The sequence below is a fragment of the Brachybacterium endophyticum genome (assembly GCF_003130585.1).
Classification (GTDB): Bacteria; Actinomycetota; Actinomycetes; order Actinomycetales; family Dermabacteraceae; genus Brachybacterium; species Brachybacterium endophyticum.
This window is the reverse complement of sequence record NZ_QFKX01000004.1, coordinates 305223-323611: the sequence shown is the minus strand read 5'-3', so window position 1 is coordinate 323611 and position 18389 is coordinate 305223. Positions and strand designations below refer to the sequence as shown.

The following is an 18389-nucleotide window of genomic DNA, read 5'->3' as shown; positions in this document are numbered from 1 at the left end:
GTACCCGCGCGACCGCCCGATCCCGGACGGGCGCTCAGGACCCCTCGGGCCAGTCCTCCGGACTGTCGGCGCCGCCCTCGACGACCTCCTCCGAGGCACCGGGACGATCGGTCCAGGAGTCCTGGGGGCGGTAACCGAGGTCGAGCATCGTGTCGGTGATGTCCCAGCGACGGTTCGGGTTCGCGGAGATCGCGTAGTACAGGCCGAACGTCACCTCGGCCTCGATGGCGCTGCGCACGGCCCGGGCGGCGTCGTCGGGGGAGAGCCACATGGCGCGCAGCAGGTCGACGTCGGTGGACAGCGGGTCCTCGGACATCCAGCCGATGCGCAGGGCGATCACCTCGAGCCCCGTGTGGTCGTGGTAGTAGCGGCCCAGGGCCTCCCCGAACACCTTCGAGACGCCGTAGAGCGAATCCGGCCAGGGCACCTGACTCGCGTAGACGGGCCACTGCTCGTGCCGGTCGTAGCCGCCCATCGCGTGGTTCGAGGAGGCCAGCACCACCCGTCGCACACCGGCCCGGTGCGCGGCCTCGAGCACGTTGCGCTGACCGACGATGTTCGCCTCGAGCACCGCCTCCCACTCCGACTCCGGGGAAGCCGAGCCCGCGAGGTGGACGACGGTGTCGACGCCGTCCATCAGGGCGAGGACCTGCTCGTAGTCGGAGATGTCCGCGGTCAGGAGACGCTCGCGCAGAGCCGGGTCGTCGGTGTGCCGGCCGTGGGGGAGGATCTCGTACTCCTCGTCGAGCCTCTCGAGCAGGGCGGTGCCGACGCCTCCCGTGGCACCGGTCAGCAGGATCCGTCGCTTCGCATCATCGCTCATGGGGACATTGTCGGATGCCCGCCGGCGACAGGCCAGGGGATCGGCGGAAGAGACCGAACGGTGAGGGCGGCGCGAACGAGGTCCGAGGAACGGAAAAGGCCCCGGTCATCGACCGGGGCCTTAGGGGTGGGCGATACTGGGATCGAACCAGTGACCTCTTTCGTGTCAGGAAAGCGCGCTACCACTGCGCCAATCGCCCGATGCAGCACTGCTGCGAGGAGACGGAGCGGACGACGGGACTCGAACCCGCGACCCTCACCTTGGCAAGGTGATGCTCTACCAACTGAGCCACGTCCGCGTATCGGCATCGGGCGTCCCGAGGGGATCGTTCCGTGCTGACGAGCCGCAACACTACGGGGCTGGCCGCAGCGGATGCAAATGCGCGTGACGGGGAGCACCGAGGTGCCGCGGTCCGTCGCGGGCCGGTGGCCGGTGGCGCCTCCGCTCGCCGTGCGGAGCGCGTGCCCGGGCGTCCGGCGACCCAGGAGCGAGGGTGGTTCATGACACAGCCCGAAGTGGCCTTCCGGGTTCGGGTTCACGCCGCTGGTGGTGTAATCTCGTCCAGGTCCGATCGGGAGTTCCGCTCCTCGGGAGGGCACCGTGGATCCCGCAGCAGCGGGGCCGACGGGCGATTGGCGTAGTGGTAGCGCGCTTCCTTCACACGGAAGAGGTCACTGGTTCGATCCCAGTATCGCCCACGAGCGGATCCTCGGATCCGTCTCATGCGGACGTGGCTCAGTTGGTAGAGCATCACCTTGCCAAGGTGAGGGTCGCGGGTTCGAGTCCCGTCGTCCGCTCCGGGAGGCGGCGCGCCCGACACTGTCGGGAGCGCCGTTCCGTATGAGGGGGCCGTCCTGGTGGCGGTCGCCTCTCCCGGTGGGTTGGCCGAGAGGCGAGGCAACGGCCTGCAAAGCCGTGTACACGGGTTCGAATCCCGTACCCACCTCGACCCCCGCCCCTGGGCGCGGAGGGACACGGGCGATTGGCGCAGTGGTAGCGCGCTTTCCTGACACGAAAGAGGTCACTGGTTCGATCCCAGTATCGCCCACCACCAGAGCCCCGACCGGCAGAGATGCGGGTCGGGGCTCTTTCATGTCCCGACGTGCTCCGTGTGGTCTCCATGGCGGCGTTCGCACGGCACCTCCGGACCGCGCGATAGTCTCCTGCACGGTCGGGTTCCCTGCAGCGTCGCCCCGGCCGCTGGGCGTTTCCCGGCGCGACTCCGCCGGGGCTTCGCCGGCACGGCTTCCGGACGGCGGCCCCGCCCTCTCCCTTCCCCACTCGATGACGAGGAGTTCCCCATGTCGGTTCTCGACCGCGACGCGATCGTCGCGCCCGTGAGATTCAACCGCTGGCTGATCCCACCGGCGGCACTCGCGATCCATCTCAGCATCGGCCAGGTCTACGCCTTCTCGGTGTTCAAGGCGCCGCTGATCGAGCACTTCGGCTACAGCGAGGGACAGGGCGAGGTCGCCACCGGGTGGATCTTCTCGCTGGCCATCGCGATGCTCGGGATCTCCTCGGCGATCGCCGGGACCTGGGTCGAGCGGGTCGGTCCGCGCATGTCGATGGTGACCTCCGGGACCTTCTGGGTGGTGGGTTTCGCGGTCGCCGCGCTCGGGGTGGCCACCGGGCAGCTGTGGCTGGTCTACCTGGGGTACGGGGTCATCGGCGGCATCGGTCTGGGGATCGGGTACATCTCCCCGGTCTCGACCCTGATGAAGTGGTTCCCGGATCGGCCGGGTCTGTCCACGGGCCTGGCGATCATGGGCTTCGGCGGAGGTGCGCTCATCGCCAGCCCCGCCTCGAACGCCCTGATGGCGGCGTACGGCGGCGGTGTGGAGCACCTGGCCGACGGGATCACCGGGACCTTCCTCACCCTCGCCGTGATCTACCTGGTCGTGATCGCGCTCGGGGCCTACGTGATCCGTCTGCCCCATCCGGACTGGAAGCCGGCCGGCTTCGATCCGGCACGGGCGACGGCCAAGCCCCTGCAGTCCGCGGGCGATGTCTCCGCGCGGGGCGCCGTGCGCACGCCGCAGTTCTGGCTGCTGTGGGTGGTGCTGTTCGCGAACGTCACGGCAGGCATCGGCATCCTGGAGTCGGCCTCCCCGATGATCCAGGCGTCCTTCGGCATCACCGCCGTCGCCGCGGGCGGCTTCGTGGGACTGCTGTCGATCTTCAACATGGGCGGCCGTTTCGTGTGGTCCACGGCCTCGGACTACCTGGGCAGGAAGAACACCTACATCCTGTATCTCGGGGTCGGGATCCTGATGTACCTGCTGCTGGTGACCGTCGGCTCCCACGCCCTCGCGATCTTCGTGATCTCGGCGCTCGTGATCATCTCGTTCTACGGCGGCGGCTTCGCGACCGTCCCCGCGTATCTCAAGGACCTGTTCGGCGTGTACCAGGTGGGTGCGATCCACGGCCGCCTGCTGACGGCGTGGTCCGCGGCCGGGATCGTCGGGCCGCTGATCGTGAACTCGGTCGTGGAGACCCAGAAGACGGCCGGCCTCGAGGGCTTCGCGCTGTACCGCCTGGCCCTCGTCATCATGATCGGTGTGCTCGCGGTCGGCCTGGTGGCGAACCTCCTGATCCGCGCCCTCGACCCCCGTCACTTCGAGGGCCCCGACGTGGTGGCGAAGAAGGCCGAGCACGACCGCGAGGCGGCCGCGCGGGCCTCCTCCGCACGGCACGGGGAGGACGGCCGGGCGACCTCCGCGGTGCACACCGTCGTCGCGGGCGTGCTCGCCCTCGTCGTCGTGGCGGGTCTGCTCTACGGAGTCGTGCAGACGCTGGTCAAGGCGGCGGGACTGTTCACCGGCTGACCCGACGGGGCGGCCCCGCCGTACGCGCGGCGGGGCAGAGCGGGGGCGGCGGGGGCAGGGCGGAGTCGCTCTCCTCTCCCGAGGTGCGAATGCGCTCGTGGTCGGGGCGCGTCCCCGGATACGATCGCGGGTGGAGCCGGCATCGTCGGCCGGCTCGAACCGACCAGCAAGGAGCACGCCCGTGGCCCAGATCGCCATCACCCTCGACGGATCCCCGCAGCAGATCGAGGAGGGGACCACGGGCACCACGCTGTTCGAGGGGCGTTCCACGATCGTCGCGCTGCGGATCGACGGCGAGCTGCGGGACCTCGACACCGCCCTGTCCGGGGACCAGGAGGTCGAGGGCGTGGACATCACGAGCGACGACGGGCTGGCGATCCTGCGCCACTCGACCGCCCACGTGCTGGCCCAGGCGGTGCAGAAGGTCAACCCCGAGGCGAAGCTCGGGATCGGCCCGCCCGTCACCGACGGCTTCTACTACGACTTCGACGTCGAGACCCCCTTCACCCCCGAGGACCTCAAGGCCCTCGAGAAGCAGATGGGACGCATCGTCAAGGAGGGCCAGCGCTTCGTGCGCCGCGAGGTCTCCGACGAGGAGGCGCGGACCGAGGAGTCCTCCGAGCCCTACAAGCTCGAGCTGATCGGGTTGAAGTCCACCGCCGACGACGCCGCCGAGGGTGCGAACGTCGAGGTCGGCGAGGGCGGTCTGACCATGTACGACAACGTCACCAAGAAGGGTGAGGTGGTCTGGACCGACCTCTGCCGCGGGCCGCACCTGCCCTCGACCAAGCACATCGGCAACGGCTTCGCCCTCACCCGTTCGGCCGCGGCCTACTGGCGGGGCAGCGAGAAGAACCCGATGCTGCAGCGCATCTACGGCACCGCCTGGGCCAGCAAGGACGACCTCAAGGCATACCAGGAGCGCATCGCCGAGGCCGAGCGCCGCGACCACCGCCGACTGGGGTCCGAGCTCGACCTGTTCTCCTTCCCCGACGAGATCGGCTCCGGGCTGCCCGTGTTCCATCCCAAGGGCGCCATGATCAAGATGGAGATGGAGGAGTACTCGCGCCGTCGCCACGTGGAGGCCGGCTACTCCTTCGTCTCCACCCCGCACATCACCAAGAAGAACCTCTTCGAGACCTCCCGCCACCTCGAGTGGTACGCCGACGGCATGTACCCGCCCATGCACCTGGACGAGGAGCAGGACGCCGAGGGCAACGTCACCAAGCAGGGCCAGGACTACTACCTCAAGCCCATGAACTGCCCGATGCACAACCTCGTCTACCGCTCCCGCGGGCGCTCCTACCGGGAGCTGCCGCTGCGGCTGTTCGAGTTCGGCAGCGTCTACCGCTACGAGAAGTCCGGCGTGGTCCACGGGCTCACCCGCGCCCGCGGGTTCACCCAGGACGACGCGCACATCTACACCACCCGTGAGCAGATGCGCGACGAGCTCGCGAGCCTGCTGACCTTCGTGCTCGACCTGCTGCGCGACTACGGTCTGGACGACTTCTACCTCGAGCTCTCCACCCGGGACCCCGAGAAGTCCGTGGGCGACGACGAGACCTGGGAGGAGGCGACCCGCACCCTCGAGGAGGTCGCGAACGCCTCGGGCCTGGACCTCGTGCCCGATCCCGGGGGTGCCGCCTTCTACGGCCCGAAGATCTCGGTGCAGGCCAAGGACGCCATCGGCCGCACCTGGCAGCTCTCCACCATCCAGCTGGACTTCTTCGAGCCCGAGCTGTTCGAGCTCGAGTACACGGCTCCCGACGGGTCCCGGCAGCGTCCGGTGATGATCCACCGTGCCCTGTTCGGCTCGATCGAGCGCTTCTTCGGCGTGCTCCTCGAGCACTACGCGGGGGCGTTCCCGGTGTGGCTCTCGCCCGTCCAGGTGGTCGGCATCCCGGTGGCGGCCGAGTACGTGCCCTACCTCGACGAGGTCGCCCGCAAGCTGCGGGAGCGGGGAGTGCGCGTCGAGGTCGACTCCTCCGACGACCGCATGCAGAAGAAGATCCGCACGCACACCAAGGAGAAGGTGCCCTACCTGCTGATCGCCGGCGGCGAGGACCAGGAGAACGGGGCCGTCTCCTTCCGTCTGCGCGACGGCAGCCAGGACAACGGCATCCCCGTGGACGAGGCCGTCGAGAGGATCGTCGAGTCGATCCGCACGCGCGCGCAGGTGTGAGCGGCATGGAGACGGAGGACCCGAAGGACTTCCCCGGAGACCCGGACGACATGCAGCGCCTGTGGACGCCGCACCGCATGGTCTACATCCAGGGCGAGGGCAAGCCCGAGGACCCCTCGGACGATGCCCAGTGCCCGTTCTGCTCGGCGCCCTCGAGGTCGGACGAGGAGGCGCTGATCGTCCATCGCGGCGAGCTCGCCTTCGTGATCCTGAACCTGTTCCCGTACAACAGCGGCCACCTGATGGTGTGCCCCTACCGGCACGTCGCCGACTACACCGACCTCACGGAGGCCGAGGTGCTCGAGGTCGCCGACCTCACCCGCACCGCGATGCGCGTGGTCCGCGAGGTCTCCTCGCCGGGCGGGTTCAACCTGGGCATGAACCAGGGGGAGGCCGGCGGCGCCGGGATCGCCGCGCACCTGCACCAGCACGTGGTGCCGCGCTGGGTCGGGGACGCGAACTTCCTGCCGATCGTCGGCCGCACCAAGGCGCTGCCGATCCTGCTCGCCGACACCCGCGAGCAGTACGCCGCGGCCTGGCCGAGCGGCGAGGAGAGCTGAGTGCGATGAGCAGCGCAGCGGGCGCGAGCACCGGGTACGGCTACGACGTCGAACGGGTCGATCCCGAGGCGCCCGAGCGCCTGCGGCACGGAGCCGGTGGCCGCGGGCGTCGTCGACGCCCCTGGGTGCAGGTGCTGGTGTGGGGAGCGGCCATCGCCGCGCTGCTGCTGGTCGCCGCGGGGGTCTGGTTCTTCGCGATCCGGCCGCTCGGGACCGGGACCGCGCTGGTCGCCTTCACCGCGGCCCTGGTGCCGGTCTCCCTGGTCCTCGGCGCGGTGTGGTGGCTCGACCGCTACACGCCGCAGCCGCGGCTGACCCTGGTCTACGCCTTCGTGTGGGGCGCCGCCGGTTCCGTGGCCCTCACGTTCCTGATCGGCGGGGCCTTCACCTGGTGGATCACGCCCCAGGACGCCGGCGAGTCCGTCGCGAGCTTCCTGGCAGCTGTGGTGCAGGCCCCGATCGTCGAGGAGTCGATGAAGTCCGCAGGGCTGATCGCCCTGCTGCTATGGGGACGCCGGTTCATCGCCGGCCCCCTCGACGGCGTCGTCTACGCGATGCTGATCGCCGGAGGGTTCGCCTTCACCGAGAACATCCTCTATTTCGGGCGTGCCTTCCAGGAGGCGCAGGCCGCGGGCGAGGTCGGCGGCTTCTGGCAGACGTTCCTGCTGCGCGGACTGCTCTCCCCGTTCGCCCACGCGAGCTTCACCTCGCTGTGCGGGCTCGGACTGGGGATCGCCGCCGAGCGGCGCTCCCTGATGCTGTACCCGGGGCTCGGGCTGGGCGGGCTGTCGCTGGGCATGTGCCTGCACGCCCTCTGGAACGGGTCGACGTTCTTCATCCAGGTCGACCAGGCCGCCCCGATGGCCGGCTTCCTGCGGTACTACCTGGCGATCCAGCTGCCCCTGTTCCTGATCCTCGCCGGGATCATGACGTTCCTGCGCCTGCGCGAGAAGCGGATCGTGCGCACCCAGCTGTCCGCCTACGGCCGGGCGGGATGGTTCGCGCCCCATGAGGTCGGGATGATGGTCTCGATCCGCAGCCGGCGCCGGGCCGAGACCTGGGCCGGCACCCACGGCGCCGTGCCCCGGATCGCCATGCGCGACCTGATCCGGGCCGCGGTCGACCTGGCCATGACCCGTCACGGCGTCCTGCACGGTCGGCCCACGCCGAAGACCCGTGCGCGGGAACGGGAGCTGCTCGAGCGGATCACCGCCGACCGCCGGCTCATCGGCGCTCTCACCCAGCCCGTGGTGCCCGCACCCCGCGGCGGGGAGGGCGCGACCGGCGACGCCGATTGGAGGGCCTGAGGGTCCGGAGCAGCGCTCGTCGGCCGTAGACTGTCGGGGTCCGGACCGAAGGATCGACCAGTCGAGGAGACACATGTCGGGTCACTCCAAGTGGGCGACGACCAAGCACAAGAAGGCCGCGATCGACGCCAAGCGCGGCAAGCTGTTCGCCAAGCTCATCAAGAACATCGAGGTGGCGGCTCGTACGGGCGGGGCCGACCCGACGGCGAACCCGACCCTGTACGACGCGATCCAGAAGGCGAAGAAGACCTCCGTCCCCAACGACAACATCGACCGCGCGGTCAAGCGCGGCGGCGGGCTCGACGGCGGCGCGGTCGACTACCAGACGCTGATGTACGAGGGCTACGCCCCCGGCGGCGTCGCCCTGCTCGTCGAGTGCCTCACGGACAACAAGAACCGTGCGGTCTCCGAGGTGCGACTCGCCTTCACCCGCAGCGGCGGCAACATGGCCGACTCCGGGTCGGTCGCCTACATGTTCAACCGCAAGGGCGTCGTCACCGTGCCCAAGGAGGGCAACACCGAGGACGACCTGCTCGAGGTGGTCCTGGACGCCGGTGCCGAGGAGATCAACGACGAGGGCGAGACCTTCGAGATCATCTCCGAGGCCGGTGACGTGGTCGCCGTGCGCACCGCCCTGCAGCAGGCCGACGTCGACTACGACAGCGCCGAGGCGCAGTTCGTGCCGAACATCCGCACCGAGGTCGACCTCGACGGCGCCCGGAAGGCGCTGAAGCTGATCGACGCGCTCGAGGACAGCGACGACGTGCAGAACGTCTACTCGAACCTCGACATCCCCGCCGACGTCGCCGCCCAGCTCGACGAGGACGAGGACTGAGTCGGATCCCTCCAGGATCCCGACCCGTCCCGCGCGCTCGCGCCGCCGCCATGAGGACGCACGACCCACGGCTCGCATCCGGGGCGTCAGCACGATGACGCTCCGGGTGCTGGGTGTGGACCCCGGCCTCACGCGCTGCGGATACGGCGTCCTCGACGCCGGGAGCGGCCGCAGTGCGAGCCTCGTGGACGTGGGAGTGGTGCGCTCGAGCCCCGAGGACGGGATCGACCTGCGTCTGCTGGAGATCTCCCGCGGGCTCGAGGCGAAGATCGAGGAGCACGCGCCCGACGTGGTCGCGATCGAGCGGGTGTTCAGCCAGAACAACACCTCGACCGTCATGAGCACCGCCCAGGTCTCCGGGGTCGCGATCCTGCTGGCGGCCCAGCGCGGCATCCGCATCGCCATGCACACGCCCTCCGAGGTCAAGGCCGCCGTCACCGGCAGCGGGAGGGCGGACAAGAAGCAGATCCAGACGATGCTGGTCAAGCTGTTGAAGCTGGACGCACCGCCGAAGCCGGCCGACGCCGCCGACGCCCTCGCGATCGCGCTCACCCAGCTCTGGCGAGGCCCCGGGCCGGTGCGCCTGGACGGCGCCGGACGGGCGCGCACGAGTGCCCAGGCCGTCTGGGCCGAGGCGGAACGCAGCGCCCGGCGCGCCCGGGAGTCCTCGACCTCCCGCTTCTGATCGAACACGCGTTCTAGGGTGGTGCCGTGATCGCTTCTCTGACCGGAACCGTGGCCTCCATCGGCCTGGACTCCCTCGTCCTCGACGTCCACGGCGTGGGCTACCTCGTGCGGACGACGCCCTCCGCCCTCGCCCACACCCGTCACGGCGCCGAGCTCACGCTGCACACCGAGCTGGTGGTGCGCGAGGACTCCATGACGCTGTTCGGCTTCCCCTCCTCGGAGGACGCCGAGACCTTCCGCATCGTCCAGTCCGTCAGCGGGATCGGCCCCCGCCTCGCCCTCTCGGTGCTCGCGGTCCTCTCCCCGGAGGACCTGCGCCGCGCCGTCGCCGCCCAGGACGTCAAGGTCATCACGCGCACCCCCGGCATCGGCCCCAAGGTCGCCAGCCGCATGATCCTCGAGCTCGGCGGGAAGCTCGCCGCGCCCACGAGCGAGGAGCCCGGCGCGGAACCCGCCGGCGACACGGACGCCGGCGGTCCCGAGGACCCGCTGGACGCTCAGGTGATCACCGCCCTGTCAGGGCTCGGGTGGCCGGACAAGGCCGCGGCCGACGCCGTCGCCGGGGTCCACCAGGAGGCCGATGCGCCCGAGGACGCCGCCGGACTTCTCCGCGCGGCGCTGCGCCGGCTGGGAGGCAGCCGGTGAGCCCCGAGGAGGCGCACGGTGCCCAGGGCGCCGGTCACGACGGCTTCGGGCCCGGGAGCGAGGAGGGCGACGTCCGCTCGGTGACCAGCGCCGAGTCCGGCGCACTGGAACGTGCGGCCGAGGCGGCCCTGCGCCCCAAGCAGCTCGCCGACTTCGTGGGGCAGGAGGTCGTGCGCGAGCAGCTCTCGCTCGTCCTGGACGCGGCCCAGGGGAGGGGCCGGCCGCCCGAGCACGTGCTGCTCTCCGGGCCGCCCGGACTGGGCAAGACCACCCTCGCGATGATCATCGCGACCGAGCTCTCGGTGCCGCTGCGCATCACCTCGGGCCCCGCCGTCCAGCACGCGGGCGACCTCGCCGCGATCCTCTCCGCCCTCGAGGAGGGGGAGGTGCTGTTCATCGACGAGATCCACCGTCTCGCCCGCCCCGCCGAGGAGATGCTCTACATCGCCATGGAGGACTTCCGGGTCGACGTGGTCGTCGGCAAGGGGGTCGGGGCGACCTCCATCCCGCTCGAGCTGCCCCCGTTCACGGTGGTCGGCGCCACCACCCGCGCGGGTCTGCTGCCCGCACCGCTGCGCGACCGCTTCGGCTTCACCGGCCACCTGGACTACTACCGCTCCGAGGAGCTGCACCGGGTCGTCACCCGCTCCGCCCAGCAGCTCGAGGCCGACATCGTCGACGAGGCGGCGGCGGAGATCGCCTCCCGCTCGCGCGGCACCCCGCGCATCGCCAACCGTCTGCTGCGCCGGGTGCGTGACTACGCCCAGGTGCGCGGCAGCGGCCGTCTCGACCTCGAAGCGGCGCGCAGCGCCCTCGAGGTCTACGAGGTCGACGCCCAGGGCCTCGACCGGCTGGACCGGGCGGTGCTGCGGGCCCTGTGCACGCGCTTCGCCGGTGGGCCGGTGGGCCTGTCGACCCTCGCCGTGTCGGTGGGGGAGGAGACCGAGACCGTCGAGACGGTCGTCGAGCCCTACCTCGTTCGCGAGGGGTTCCTGACCCGCACCCCGCGCGGACGCATCGCCTCCCCGATGGCCTGGTCGCACCTGGGACTGCAGGCGCCGGAGGCCGCAGCGGGGACGACTCCGCCGCTCGGGCGGTTCTGACATCAGGGTTCCACCGCGTTAGCAGGAGGCGTTCGGGGAGGGCGGGTAGAGTGGTGCGGGTGCGCGTCGGCCCGACCCGATGGGTCCGCAGCACTCGCCCGTGCGGTGACACCGCACCCGACGATCAGAACGCGACCCGCCGCGACCGTGCGTGCGGGGACGCCCGAAAGGACCCCCGTGAAGTCTCTGCTCCCACTCATCGTGATGTTCGGTGCGATGATCCTGCTGATGGTCTGGATGTCCAACCGTCAGCGCAAGGCTCAGGCGGAACAGCAGAAGAAGGTCGCGGCCCTCGGTGTCGGCGACGAGGTGCGCACGCACTCCGGCTTCTACGGCATCATCGCCGACCAGTACGACGACGTCGTGATCCTCGAGACCGAGTCCGGTGCCCAGACCAAGTGGGCGCGCCAGGCGATCGCCGGCGCCGCCGCCCCCACCGGTGACGCCGGCGGTGCGCAGGCCGCCGCGCAGCCCGAGGGCTCGGACCGCGAGCTCGGGGCACCGGCCGATCCGGCACCCTCCGAGGAGCGGCCGGAGCAGCAGGACGGCACCTCGCGTCCCGCCGACGGACAGGTCCCCGGTGTGACCTCCCGCGGCGACGAGTCCGGCTCGGCGCGCTGACCCCGCCCCTCCCTGTCCTGGCCACCGTCCGCTGAGGAATCGCATATCGCATGTCCGCACGCCGCACGTCCCTGGGGGGACTGCTTCTCCTGATCGTGGTCCTGACTGCCGTCGTCGTCGGCGGCGTGTGGAAGGGCGGCTGGCAGGCCTCCCCGAAGCTCGCCCTCGACCTCGAGGGCGGCACGCAGATCATCCTCCAGGCGAAGACCACCGACGGGTCACCCATCGATGACGACTCGATGGACCAGGCCCGCGAGATCATCTCCCAGCGCGTGAACGCGATGGGGGTCGCCGAGACCGAGATCAGCGTGCAGGGCGGGTCGAACATCGTCGTCGACGTCCCCGGGACTCTCGACCAGAATACCCGTGACGCCCTCGGCCAGACCGCGGCACTGTCCTTCCGGCCGGTGCTCGGCACCCTGGATCCCAGCGGGAGCGGCGGATCGGCGAGCGACAAGGGCGGGGACGACCCCTCGCAGGAGACCTTCACCGGGTCCGTCACGCTGGACGACCCCCTGGCCCCGAACTCGACGTCCGAGGCGACCGGCAGCTCGGACGGCTCCGACGGCGGCAAGGGCTCCGGCGGTGGTGAGGACGCCTCGGGCCTCCCGGCCTCATGGTCCGAGGACTGGAACACGACGACGCTGCAGAAGCAGGCGCAGGCCGTGGACTGCAGCGACTCGAAGGCCCAGCAGGAGGTCGTCTCCTCGGCCGACAACTCCAAGCCCGTCGTCGCCTGCTCGAACGACGGGTCCGCGAAGTACGTGCTGGGGCCCGAGGCCCTCCCCGGCACCGCGGTCAAGAACGCGAGCGTGGGCAGCGACACCAACTCCTCCGGGCAGTCGACCGGCGGGTACCTCGTGAACATGCAGTTCACGCCCGAGGGCAACAAGACCTTCGGCACCATGACCAACGCCCTGTACGGCAAGAAGGGCGCGACCGACAGCTTCGCCATCGTGCTCGACGGGCAGGTCATCTCCGCCCCCTACGTGCAGACGCCTTCGAGCAGCGGCGCCTCCATCAGCGGGAACTTCGACCAGGACACGGCGCAGCAGCTGGCCGACCAGTTGAAGTTCGGCGCCCTGCCCCTGCAGTTCGACATCCAGTCGGAGCAGCAGATCTCGGCGACCCTGGGCGGCGACCAGCTCGAGAAGGGTCTGATCGCGGGCATCATCGGGCTCGTCCTGGTGGTCGCCTACGCCGCCCTGCAGTACCGGGTGCTCTCGATCGTGACCACCTCCAGCCTCGTGGTCACCGGGATCCTCAGCTACCTCACCCTGACCGTGCTCTCGCACATCCCCGAGATCGGCTACCGGCTCTCGCTCGCGGGCGTCACCGGGCTGATCGTCGCGATCGCGTTCACCGCCGACTCCTTCATCGTCTACTTCGAACGCGTGCGCGACGAGATACGCGAAGGGCGCGGCGTCGTCTCGGCCGTGGACCACGGCTGGGACCGCGCCAAGCGCACGATCCTCGCGTCGGACGCCGTGAACCTGATCGCCGCCGTCGTGCTGTACGTCCTGTCCACCGGCAGCGTGCGCGGCTTCGCGTTCACGCTGGGGCTGACGACGATCATGGACCTCGTGGTGGTGTTCCTGTTCACCCACCCGCTGCTGCAGTCGCTGGTCCGCACCCGGTTCTTCGGCAAGGGTCATCCGATGAGCGGTCTGGATCCCGCGCAGCTGGGACGCAAGGTTCCGGCCTACGCCGGGCGCGGGCGCGTTCGATCGGCCGCGGAACGAGGGGACGTCAGCGGCGAGGACATGCCCGAGCGCGAGACGCTCGCCGCGCGCAAGGCCCGCCTCGCCCGTGAGGCACGCGAGGACGGAGGGGACGAACGATGAGGACCAACACCGCGCGCCTGGGCAATGCCCTGCACTCCGGGCAGGCTTCCGTCCCGATCGTGCGCCGTCGGCGGACCTGGTACCTGATCAGCGTCGTCGTCGTGATCCTGCTGGGAGCGATCGCGATGCTGCGCGGACCCAACCTCGGCATCGAGTTCACCGGCGGCTCGGAGTTCCAGGTCTCCGGGGTGAGCTCCGCCCAGGAGTCCCAGGCGCGCGACATCGTGCGACAGACGGTCCCGGACAACGAGCCGAAGGTGACGATGATCGGCGGCAGCACCGTGCGCGTGCAGACCGCCCAGCTCGACACCGCCCAGACCCAGCACGTGGCCGGGGACCTCGCGAAGGCCTACGGCGTCCACGCGGACGACGTCTCCACCTCGTTCATCGGCCCGGTGTGGGGCAGCGACATCACCTCGAAGATGGCGCGCGGCGTGGTCGTGTTCATCGCGCTGGTCGCCGCCGTGATGGCCCTGTACTTCCGGAACCTCAAGGTCTCGCTCGCCGCGATGATCACCCTCGTGCACGACATGGCGTTCACCGCCGCCGTGTACGGCGTCGTGGGCTTCGAGATCACCCCGGCCACCGTGATCGGCTTCCTGACGATCCTCGGGTACTCGCTCTACGACACCATCGTCGTGTTCGACAAGGTGCGGGAGAACACCGCCCACCTGCGGGACCAGACCCGGACGACGTACGCCGAGGCGGTCGAGCTCGCCGCCAACCAGACCCTGATGCGGTCGCTGAACACCTCCATCGTGGCGCTCCTCCCGGTGGGATCGATCCTCGCCATCGGTGCCTTCGTGCTCGGCGCGGGAACCCTCAAGGACATCTCGCTGGCGCTGTTCATCGGCATCTTCGTGGGCACCTACTCCTCCGTGTTCCTCGCCCCCGGACTGGTGGTGACACTGCGTGGCGGGGAGAAGGACCTGGCCGCCCACCGCGACCGCGTCCTCGCCGCCCGCGGGGGAGCGGAGTACCGGCGGCCCACCGAGGGGGCCGGAGCCCCTGGCGCCGCGGATCCCGCCGAGAGCGACGCAGCGAGCGTCGCGGCGACGGCCGCGGGCGCCGACACCCCCGTCAGGAGACGACGATGACCCCCGCCCTTCTCGAGCCCTCGCAGCTCGAGGCGCTCATGTCCTCGCACATCGAGACCTTCCCGGACTTCCCCGAGCCGGGTGTCCTGTTCCGCGACATCACACCGCTGCTGCGGGACCCCGAGGCCTTCCGGGCGATCATCGGCCACTGGGGAGCGGTGCTGCCCAAGGAGATCGACCTGGTGGTCGGCGTCGAGGCCCGAGGGTTCGTCCTGGGAGCCCCGCTGGCCCTCTCGCTGGGAGCCGGGTTCGTGCCCGCCCGCAAGGCAGGGAAGCTGCCGGGCAGCCCGCGCAGCATCAGCTACGACCTCGAGTACGGCAGCGCCGAGATCGAGATCGGCGTGGACTCGCTCCCACGGGGCACCCGGATCGTGGTGGTCGACGACCTGCTCGCCACCGGCGGCACGGCCGCGGCGACGATCGAGCTCGTGCGGGAGTTCGACGTCGAGCTGCTGGGCGTGTCCTTCCTGCTCGAGCTCGAGGGCCTCGGCGGTCGTGACCGGCTGCCCGCGGGCGTGCCGGTGACGGCGCTCTCGACGGTGCCGAACTGAGCCCGCGGCACCGGCACCACGCGGGTGGTGCGGCCCCGGGGCGTGGGTGCCGGGGAGACCTCGTCGACACTCGGTGGATGCTGGGAACGCAGAGTCTCCGCGCAGTCGTAGACTCGTGAGACTTCTCAGGAGGTGCGGATGAGCGAGCACGGGACCACCCCCCGTTCCGAGAGCCGGCCGGTGTCCTCGCACCGGCGCTCCCGCTCGCCCTTCTCCTTCCTCGTCGGCCGGTCCTCGCCCGCGAGCCCGAACCCGAGCTCTGCCTATTTCGAGCCTCTCGTGCAGGCCGTCACGGCGGTCCATCCCAAGGAGGATCTCGGTCTCCTGACCCGTGCCTTCGCCGTCGCCGAGAAGGCCCACCAGGGGCAGTACCGCAAGAGCGGCGACCCGTACATCACGCATCCGGTCTCGGTCGAGATGATCCTCGCCGAGCTCGGCAGCCCCCAGGAGGTCCTCGCCGCAGCCCTCCTGCACGACACCGTCGAGGACACCGACTACTCGCTGGACCAGCTGCGCAAGGATTTCGGCGACGAGATCGCGGTGATGGTCGACGGCGTCACCAAGCTCGACAAGGTCACCTACGGCGACGCCGCCCAGGCCGAGACCGTCCGCAAGATGATCGTCGCGATGAGCCGCGACATCCGCGTGCTGCTGATCAAGCTCGCCGACCGCCTGCACAACGCGCGCACCTGGCGTTACGTCGCGGCGGCCTCCGCCGAGCGCAAGGCCCGCGAGACCCTCGAGATCTACGCCCCGCTCGCGCACCGCCTGGGTCTGAACACGATGAAGTGGGAGCTCGAGGACCGCTCCTTCCAGGTGCTGTACCCGAAGGTCTACGCCGAGATCGTCTCGCTCGTCGCCCAGCACGCCCCGGCCCGTGAGCAGTACCTGGCCTCGGTCTCCGGCCAGATCCAGGAGGATCTGCGCAAGGCCAGGATCAAGGCGTCGGTGACCGGGCGGCCCAAGCACTACTACTCGATCTACCAGAAGATGATCGTGCGCGGCCGCGACTTCGCCGACATCTACGACCTGGTGGGCATCCGCGTGCTCGTGGACACCGTGCGCGACTGCTACGGGGTGCTGGGCATCCTGCACTCGCGCTGGTCACCGATCCCGGGGCGCTTCAAGGACTACATCGCGCTGCCCAAGTTCAATCTCTACCAGTCGCTCCACACCACGGTGATCGGGCCGACGGGCAAGCCCGTCGAGGTGCAGATCCGCACCCGGGAGATGCATCGACGGGCGGAGTACGGCGTCGCCGCCCACTGGAAGTACAAGGCGATGGCGGGCAGCGATGCCGGCACCAGCACGGGCTCGGGCGAGGTGGCCTGGCTGCGCCAGCTGATGGACTGGCAGAAGGACACCAGCGATTCCGGCGACTTCCTGGACTCCCTGCGCTTCGAGATCAACAGCCAGGAGGTCTACGTCTTCACGCCCAAGGGGGACGTGATCGCGCTCCCGCAGGGAGCGACCCCCGTGGACTTCGCCTACACCGTCCACACCGAGGTCGGGCACCGCACCATCGGTGCCCGGGTGAACGGCCGGCTGGTGCCGCTGGACTCGGCACTGAGCACGGGGGACGTCGTCGAGGTGTTCACCTCGAAGGCCGAGGGGGCAGGCCCCAGCCAGGACTGGCTGGGCTTCGTCAAGACGCCGCGTGCCCGCACCAAGATCCGGCAGTGGTTCTCCAAGGAGCGCCGCGAGGAGGCGCTCGAGAAGGGCAAGGACGAGCTGTCCAAGGCGCTGCGACGCCAGGACCTGCCGATGCGCCGCCTGCTCACGCACGACACCCTGCAGTCGGTGGCGCTCGAGCTGGACCAGAACTCCGTGGACGCCCTCTACACCGCCATCGGCGAGGGCCACATCGGCGCCCAGCACGTGGTGGAGAAGCTGCGGGCGACCTTCGGCGGCGCCGACGGCGCCGAGGAGGACGTCGTCGAGACGACGCTGCCCTCCAAGGTGCTCGCGCGACCCTCGAGCGCCCAGCGCCACACCAGCGAGACCGACCAGGGTGTGATCGTCGACGGGCAGAAGGACCTCTGGGTCAAGCTCGCCAAGTGCTGCGCTCCGGTGCCGGGTGATCCGATCGTCGGCTTCGTCACCCGCGGCTCCGGGATCTCCGTGCACCACGCCGACTGCAGCAACGCCCAGCTGCTGCAGAAGGACCAGTCCGATCGGATCGTGGACGTGCACTGGTCGGGAAGGATGGGATCGACCTACCTGGTCCACATCAAGGTCGAGGCCCTGGACCGTGATCGCCTGCTGACGGATCTCGCTCTGGTGATCGCCGATCAGCAGGTCAACCTGCAGTCCGCGGCGTGCCAGTCCCATCGGGACCGTCTCGCCACCGCCTACTTCTCCTTCGAGCTCGCCGACCCCTCGCACCTGCAGGCCGTGATCGCCCAGGTGCGCAAGGTCGAGGGTGTCTACGACGCCTACCGTGTGACCGCCGACGGCAAGGTCGTCGAGGGCTCGGGCGCCTTCGAGGCCTGAGGCCCCGGTCCCAGCAGCAGGCGCGCCGGCTCGCCCCGAGCCCACTGCTCGATCGCCCTGGCATGGTGGACGGCGCGCTCGCGCGGGGTGCCCTCCGGGCAGGCCCGCAGCCGCGCCTCGTCGTCCCGATGGATCGTCTCCAGCAGTCCGAGGCCCCTGCGCGTGCCGCGATGGCCCCCGGCCGCACGCAGGTGCGTCTCGATCTGCTCACTCGTGCACAGACCGACCTGCACCAGGGTGCCGGCGGCCGCGGCGGCCCCCGCACCCTCGAAGCGCAGCAGGTCCGCTGCCGTGCGCGCGGGCGTCGTCACCGGCGCCCCGGAGATCTGCTCGACGTCGCAGGGCGTGAACCGTGCGTTGCGCACTCGCGTGCCGGCGGGCAGGGCGCTGCGATGGGAGCTCGTCATCAGGTCGATGGGATCCGGGAACTCCGTCCCGATGTGCACCCACAGGGCGGAGCGACCCGCCAGCACGTGGTGCGGCCGCAGCCTGGCACCGATCGCGCAGCCGACCAGGAGCGCCCGGTCACCGGGACGGGACACGTGGTCACGGGGCACCAGCCGCCCCGGTCCGATGCGCACGAGGGACCCGTCCTTCACGCAATGATCGTGGGAGGGGACGTCGGGCCAGCAGGCGATCTCCTCGACGAGAGCGGCGGCGAGGTCCGCCGCCTGCAGCGACCAGGCCGAGCAGGGCGCAGGGGCGGGTTCCTCGGCAGCACGCATGCGGAGAGGATCCTCGCCGCGCCGCCGCACGGCAAGGTGCCCGCCCACGATTGTGGACGGGCACCTGTCGGGGAGGGAACCGCGGGCG

At 70.5% G+C, this 18389-nt stretch carries 15 protein-coding genes and 6 tRNA genes; 17 read left to right on the top strand and 4 right to left on the bottom strand.

Going from position 1 to position 18389, the window contains the following annotated elements:
• Positions 1-34: 34 nt before the first annotated feature.
• From DEO23_RS11965 to DEO23_RS11955, 3 genes are all read right to left on the bottom strand, one after another.
• Positions 35-823: an NAD-dependent epimerase/dehydratase family protein gene (locus DEO23_RS11965; RefSeq protein ID WP_109276252.1), complete on the bottom strand. Its 789-nt coding sequence runs from the start codon at positions 821-823 to the stop codon at positions 35-37.
• A 127-nt stretch (positions 824-950) separates the two neighbouring features.
• Positions 951-1022 (bottom strand) — tRNA-Val (locus DEO23_RS11960).
• A gap of 26 nt (positions 1023-1048) precedes the next feature.
• Positions 1049-1121 (bottom strand) — tRNA-Gly (locus tag DEO23_RS11955).
• A 328-nt stretch (positions 1122-1449) separates the two neighbouring features.
• Between DEO23_RS11955 and DEO23_RS11950 the strand changes: the two genes are divergently transcribed.
• From DEO23_RS11950 to DEO23_RS11870, 17 genes are all read left to right on the top strand, one after another.
• Positions 1450-1521 (top strand) — tRNA-Val (locus tag DEO23_RS11950).
• A gap of 26 nt (positions 1522-1547) precedes the next feature.
• A tRNA-Gly gene (locus DEO23_RS11945) sits at positions 1548-1620 on the top strand.
• A 78-nt stretch (positions 1621-1698) separates the two neighbouring features.
• Positions 1699-1769 (top strand) — tRNA-Cys (locus DEO23_RS11940).
• A 30-nt stretch (positions 1770-1799) separates the two neighbouring features.
• A tRNA-Val gene (locus DEO23_RS11935) sits at positions 1800-1874 on the top strand.
• A gap of 250 nt (positions 1875-2124) precedes the next feature.
• Positions 2125-3651, top strand: a complete 1527-nt coding sequence (locus tag DEO23_RS11930; RefSeq protein ID WP_109276251.1) for an L-lactate MFS transporter — start codon at positions 2125-2127, stop codon at positions 3649-3651.
• A gap of 181 nt (positions 3652-3832) precedes the next feature.
• A complete protein-coding gene (thrS, locus tag DEO23_RS11925) occupies positions 3833-5833 on the top strand; it encodes a threonine--tRNA ligase (RefSeq protein ID WP_109276250.1) in 2001 nt (666 codons plus the stop codon).
• Positions 5834-5838: 5 nt separating this feature from the next.
• A complete protein-coding gene (locus DEO23_RS11920) occupies positions 5839-6393 on the top strand; it encodes an HIT family protein (protein ID WP_109276249.1) in 555 nt (184 codons plus the stop codon).
• A gap of 5 nt (positions 6394-6398) precedes the next feature.
• On the top strand, positions 6399-7700 hold the full coding sequence (locus DEO23_RS11915; protein WP_109276248.1) for a PrsW family intramembrane metalloprotease: 1302 nt from the start codon (positions 6399-6401) through the stop codon (positions 7698-7700).
• 73 nt (positions 7701-7773) lie between these two features.
• Complete coding sequence (locus DEO23_RS11910) at positions 7774-8535, top strand: YebC/PmpR family DNA-binding transcriptional regulator (protein WP_109276247.1); 762 nt, start codon at positions 7774-7776, stop codon at positions 8533-8535.
• Positions 8536-8629: 94 nt separating this feature from the next.
• On the top strand, positions 8630-9220 hold the full coding sequence (ruvC, locus tag DEO23_RS11905) for a crossover junction endodeoxyribonuclease RuvC (RefSeq protein WP_109276246.1): 591 nt from the start codon (positions 8630-8632) through the stop codon (positions 9218-9220).
• 26 nt (positions 9221-9246) lie between these two features.
• Positions 9247-9867, top strand: a complete 621-nt coding sequence (ruvA, locus tag DEO23_RS11900) for a Holliday junction branch migration protein RuvA (RefSeq protein WP_109276245.1) — start codon at positions 9247-9249, stop codon at positions 9865-9867.
• 80 nt (positions 9868-9947) lie between these two features.
• Positions 9948-10970 carry a Holliday junction branch migration DNA helicase RuvB gene (gene ruvB / locus DEO23_RS11895; protein ID WP_240613381.1) on the top strand — a complete coding sequence of 341 codons (1023 nt, stop codon included), beginning with the start codon at positions 9948-9950 and terminating at the stop codon, positions 10968-10970.
• Between the two features lie 177 nt (positions 10971-11147).
• Positions 11148-11591: a preprotein translocase subunit YajC gene (yajC, locus tag DEO23_RS11890; protein WP_240613374.1), complete on the top strand. Its 444-nt coding sequence runs from the start codon at positions 11148-11150 to the stop codon at positions 11589-11591.
• Positions 11592-11641: 50 nt separating this feature from the next.
• Positions 11642-13435 carry a protein translocase subunit SecD gene (secD, locus tag DEO23_RS11885; RefSeq protein ID WP_109276243.1) on the top strand — a complete coding sequence of 598 codons (1794 nt, stop codon included), beginning with the start codon at positions 11642-11644 and terminating at the stop codon, positions 13433-13435.
• The gene (gene secF / locus DEO23_RS11880) at positions 13432-14532 is read left to right on the top strand and encodes a protein translocase subunit SecF (RefSeq protein WP_109276242.1); all 1101 of its coding nucleotides are present in this window, start codon (positions 13432-13434) and stop codon (positions 14530-14532) included. Before secD ends, secF begins: the two co-directional genes overlap by 4 nt.
• The gene (locus DEO23_RS11875) at positions 14529-15083 is read left to right on the top strand and encodes an adenine phosphoribosyltransferase (RefSeq protein WP_109276241.1); all 555 of its coding nucleotides are present in this window, start codon (positions 14529-14531) and stop codon (positions 15081-15083) included. Before secF ends, DEO23_RS11875 begins: the two co-directional genes overlap by 4 nt.
• Positions 15084-15221: 138 nt before the next feature.
• On the top strand, positions 15222-17576 hold the full coding sequence (locus DEO23_RS11870) for a RelA/SpoT family protein (RefSeq protein ID WP_109276240.1): 2355 nt from the start codon (positions 15222-15224) through the stop codon (positions 17574-17576).
• Here the strand turns inward: DEO23_RS11870 and DEO23_RS11865 are convergent.
• Positions 17519-18301, bottom strand: coding sequence for a hypothetical protein (locus DEO23_RS11865; RefSeq protein WP_109276239.1), 783 nt, complete (start codon positions 18299-18301; stop codon positions 17519-17521). The two genes, DEO23_RS11870 and DEO23_RS11865, sit on opposite strands and share 58 nt — an antisense overlap.
• Positions 18302-18389 lie beyond the last annotated feature (88 nt).

Excerpts from the sequence above, each read along its gene's own strand:
- DEO23_RS11965 (WP_109276252.1), bottom strand. The coding sequence starts at position 823 with ATGAGCGATGATGCGAAGCGACGGATCCTGCTGACCGGTGCCACGGGA.
- DEO23_RS11930 (WP_109276251.1), top strand. The coding sequence starts at position 2,125 with ATGTCGGTTCTCGACCGCGACGCGATCGTCGCGCCCGTGAGATTCAAC.
- DEO23_RS11920 (WP_109276249.1), top strand. The coding sequence starts at position 5,839 with ATGGAGACGGAGGACCCGAAGGACTTCCCCGGAGACCCGGACGACATG.
- DEO23_RS11915 (WP_109276248.1), top strand. The coding sequence starts at position 6,399 with ATGAGCAGCGCAGCGGGCGCGAGCACCGGGTACGGCTACGACGTCGAA.
- DEO23_RS11910 (WP_109276247.1), top strand. The coding sequence starts at position 7,774 with ATGTCGGGTCACTCCAAGTGGGCGACGACCAAGCACAAGAAGGCCGCG.
- ruvC (WP_109276246.1), top strand. The coding sequence starts at position 8,630 with ATGACGCTCCGGGTGCTGGGTGTGGACCCCGGCCTCACGCGCTGCGGA.
- secD (WP_109276243.1), top strand. The coding sequence starts at position 11,642 with ATGTCCGCACGCCGCACGTCCCTGGGGGGACTGCTTCTCCTGATCGTG.
- secF (WP_109276242.1), top strand. The coding sequence starts at position 13,432 with ATGAGGACCAACACCGCGCGCCTGGGCAATGCCCTGCACTCCGGGCAG.
- DEO23_RS11875 (WP_109276241.1), top strand. The coding sequence starts at position 14,529 with ATGACCCCCGCCCTTCTCGAGCCCTCGCAGCTCGAGGCGCTCATGTCC.
- DEO23_RS11870 (WP_109276240.1), top strand. The coding sequence starts at position 15,222 with ATGAGCGAGCACGGGACCACCCCCCGTTCCGAGAGCCGGCCGGTGTCC.
- DEO23_RS11865 (WP_109276239.1), bottom strand. The coding sequence starts at position 18,301 with ATGCGTGCTGCCGAGGAACCCGCCCCTGCGCCCTGCTCGGCCTGGTCG.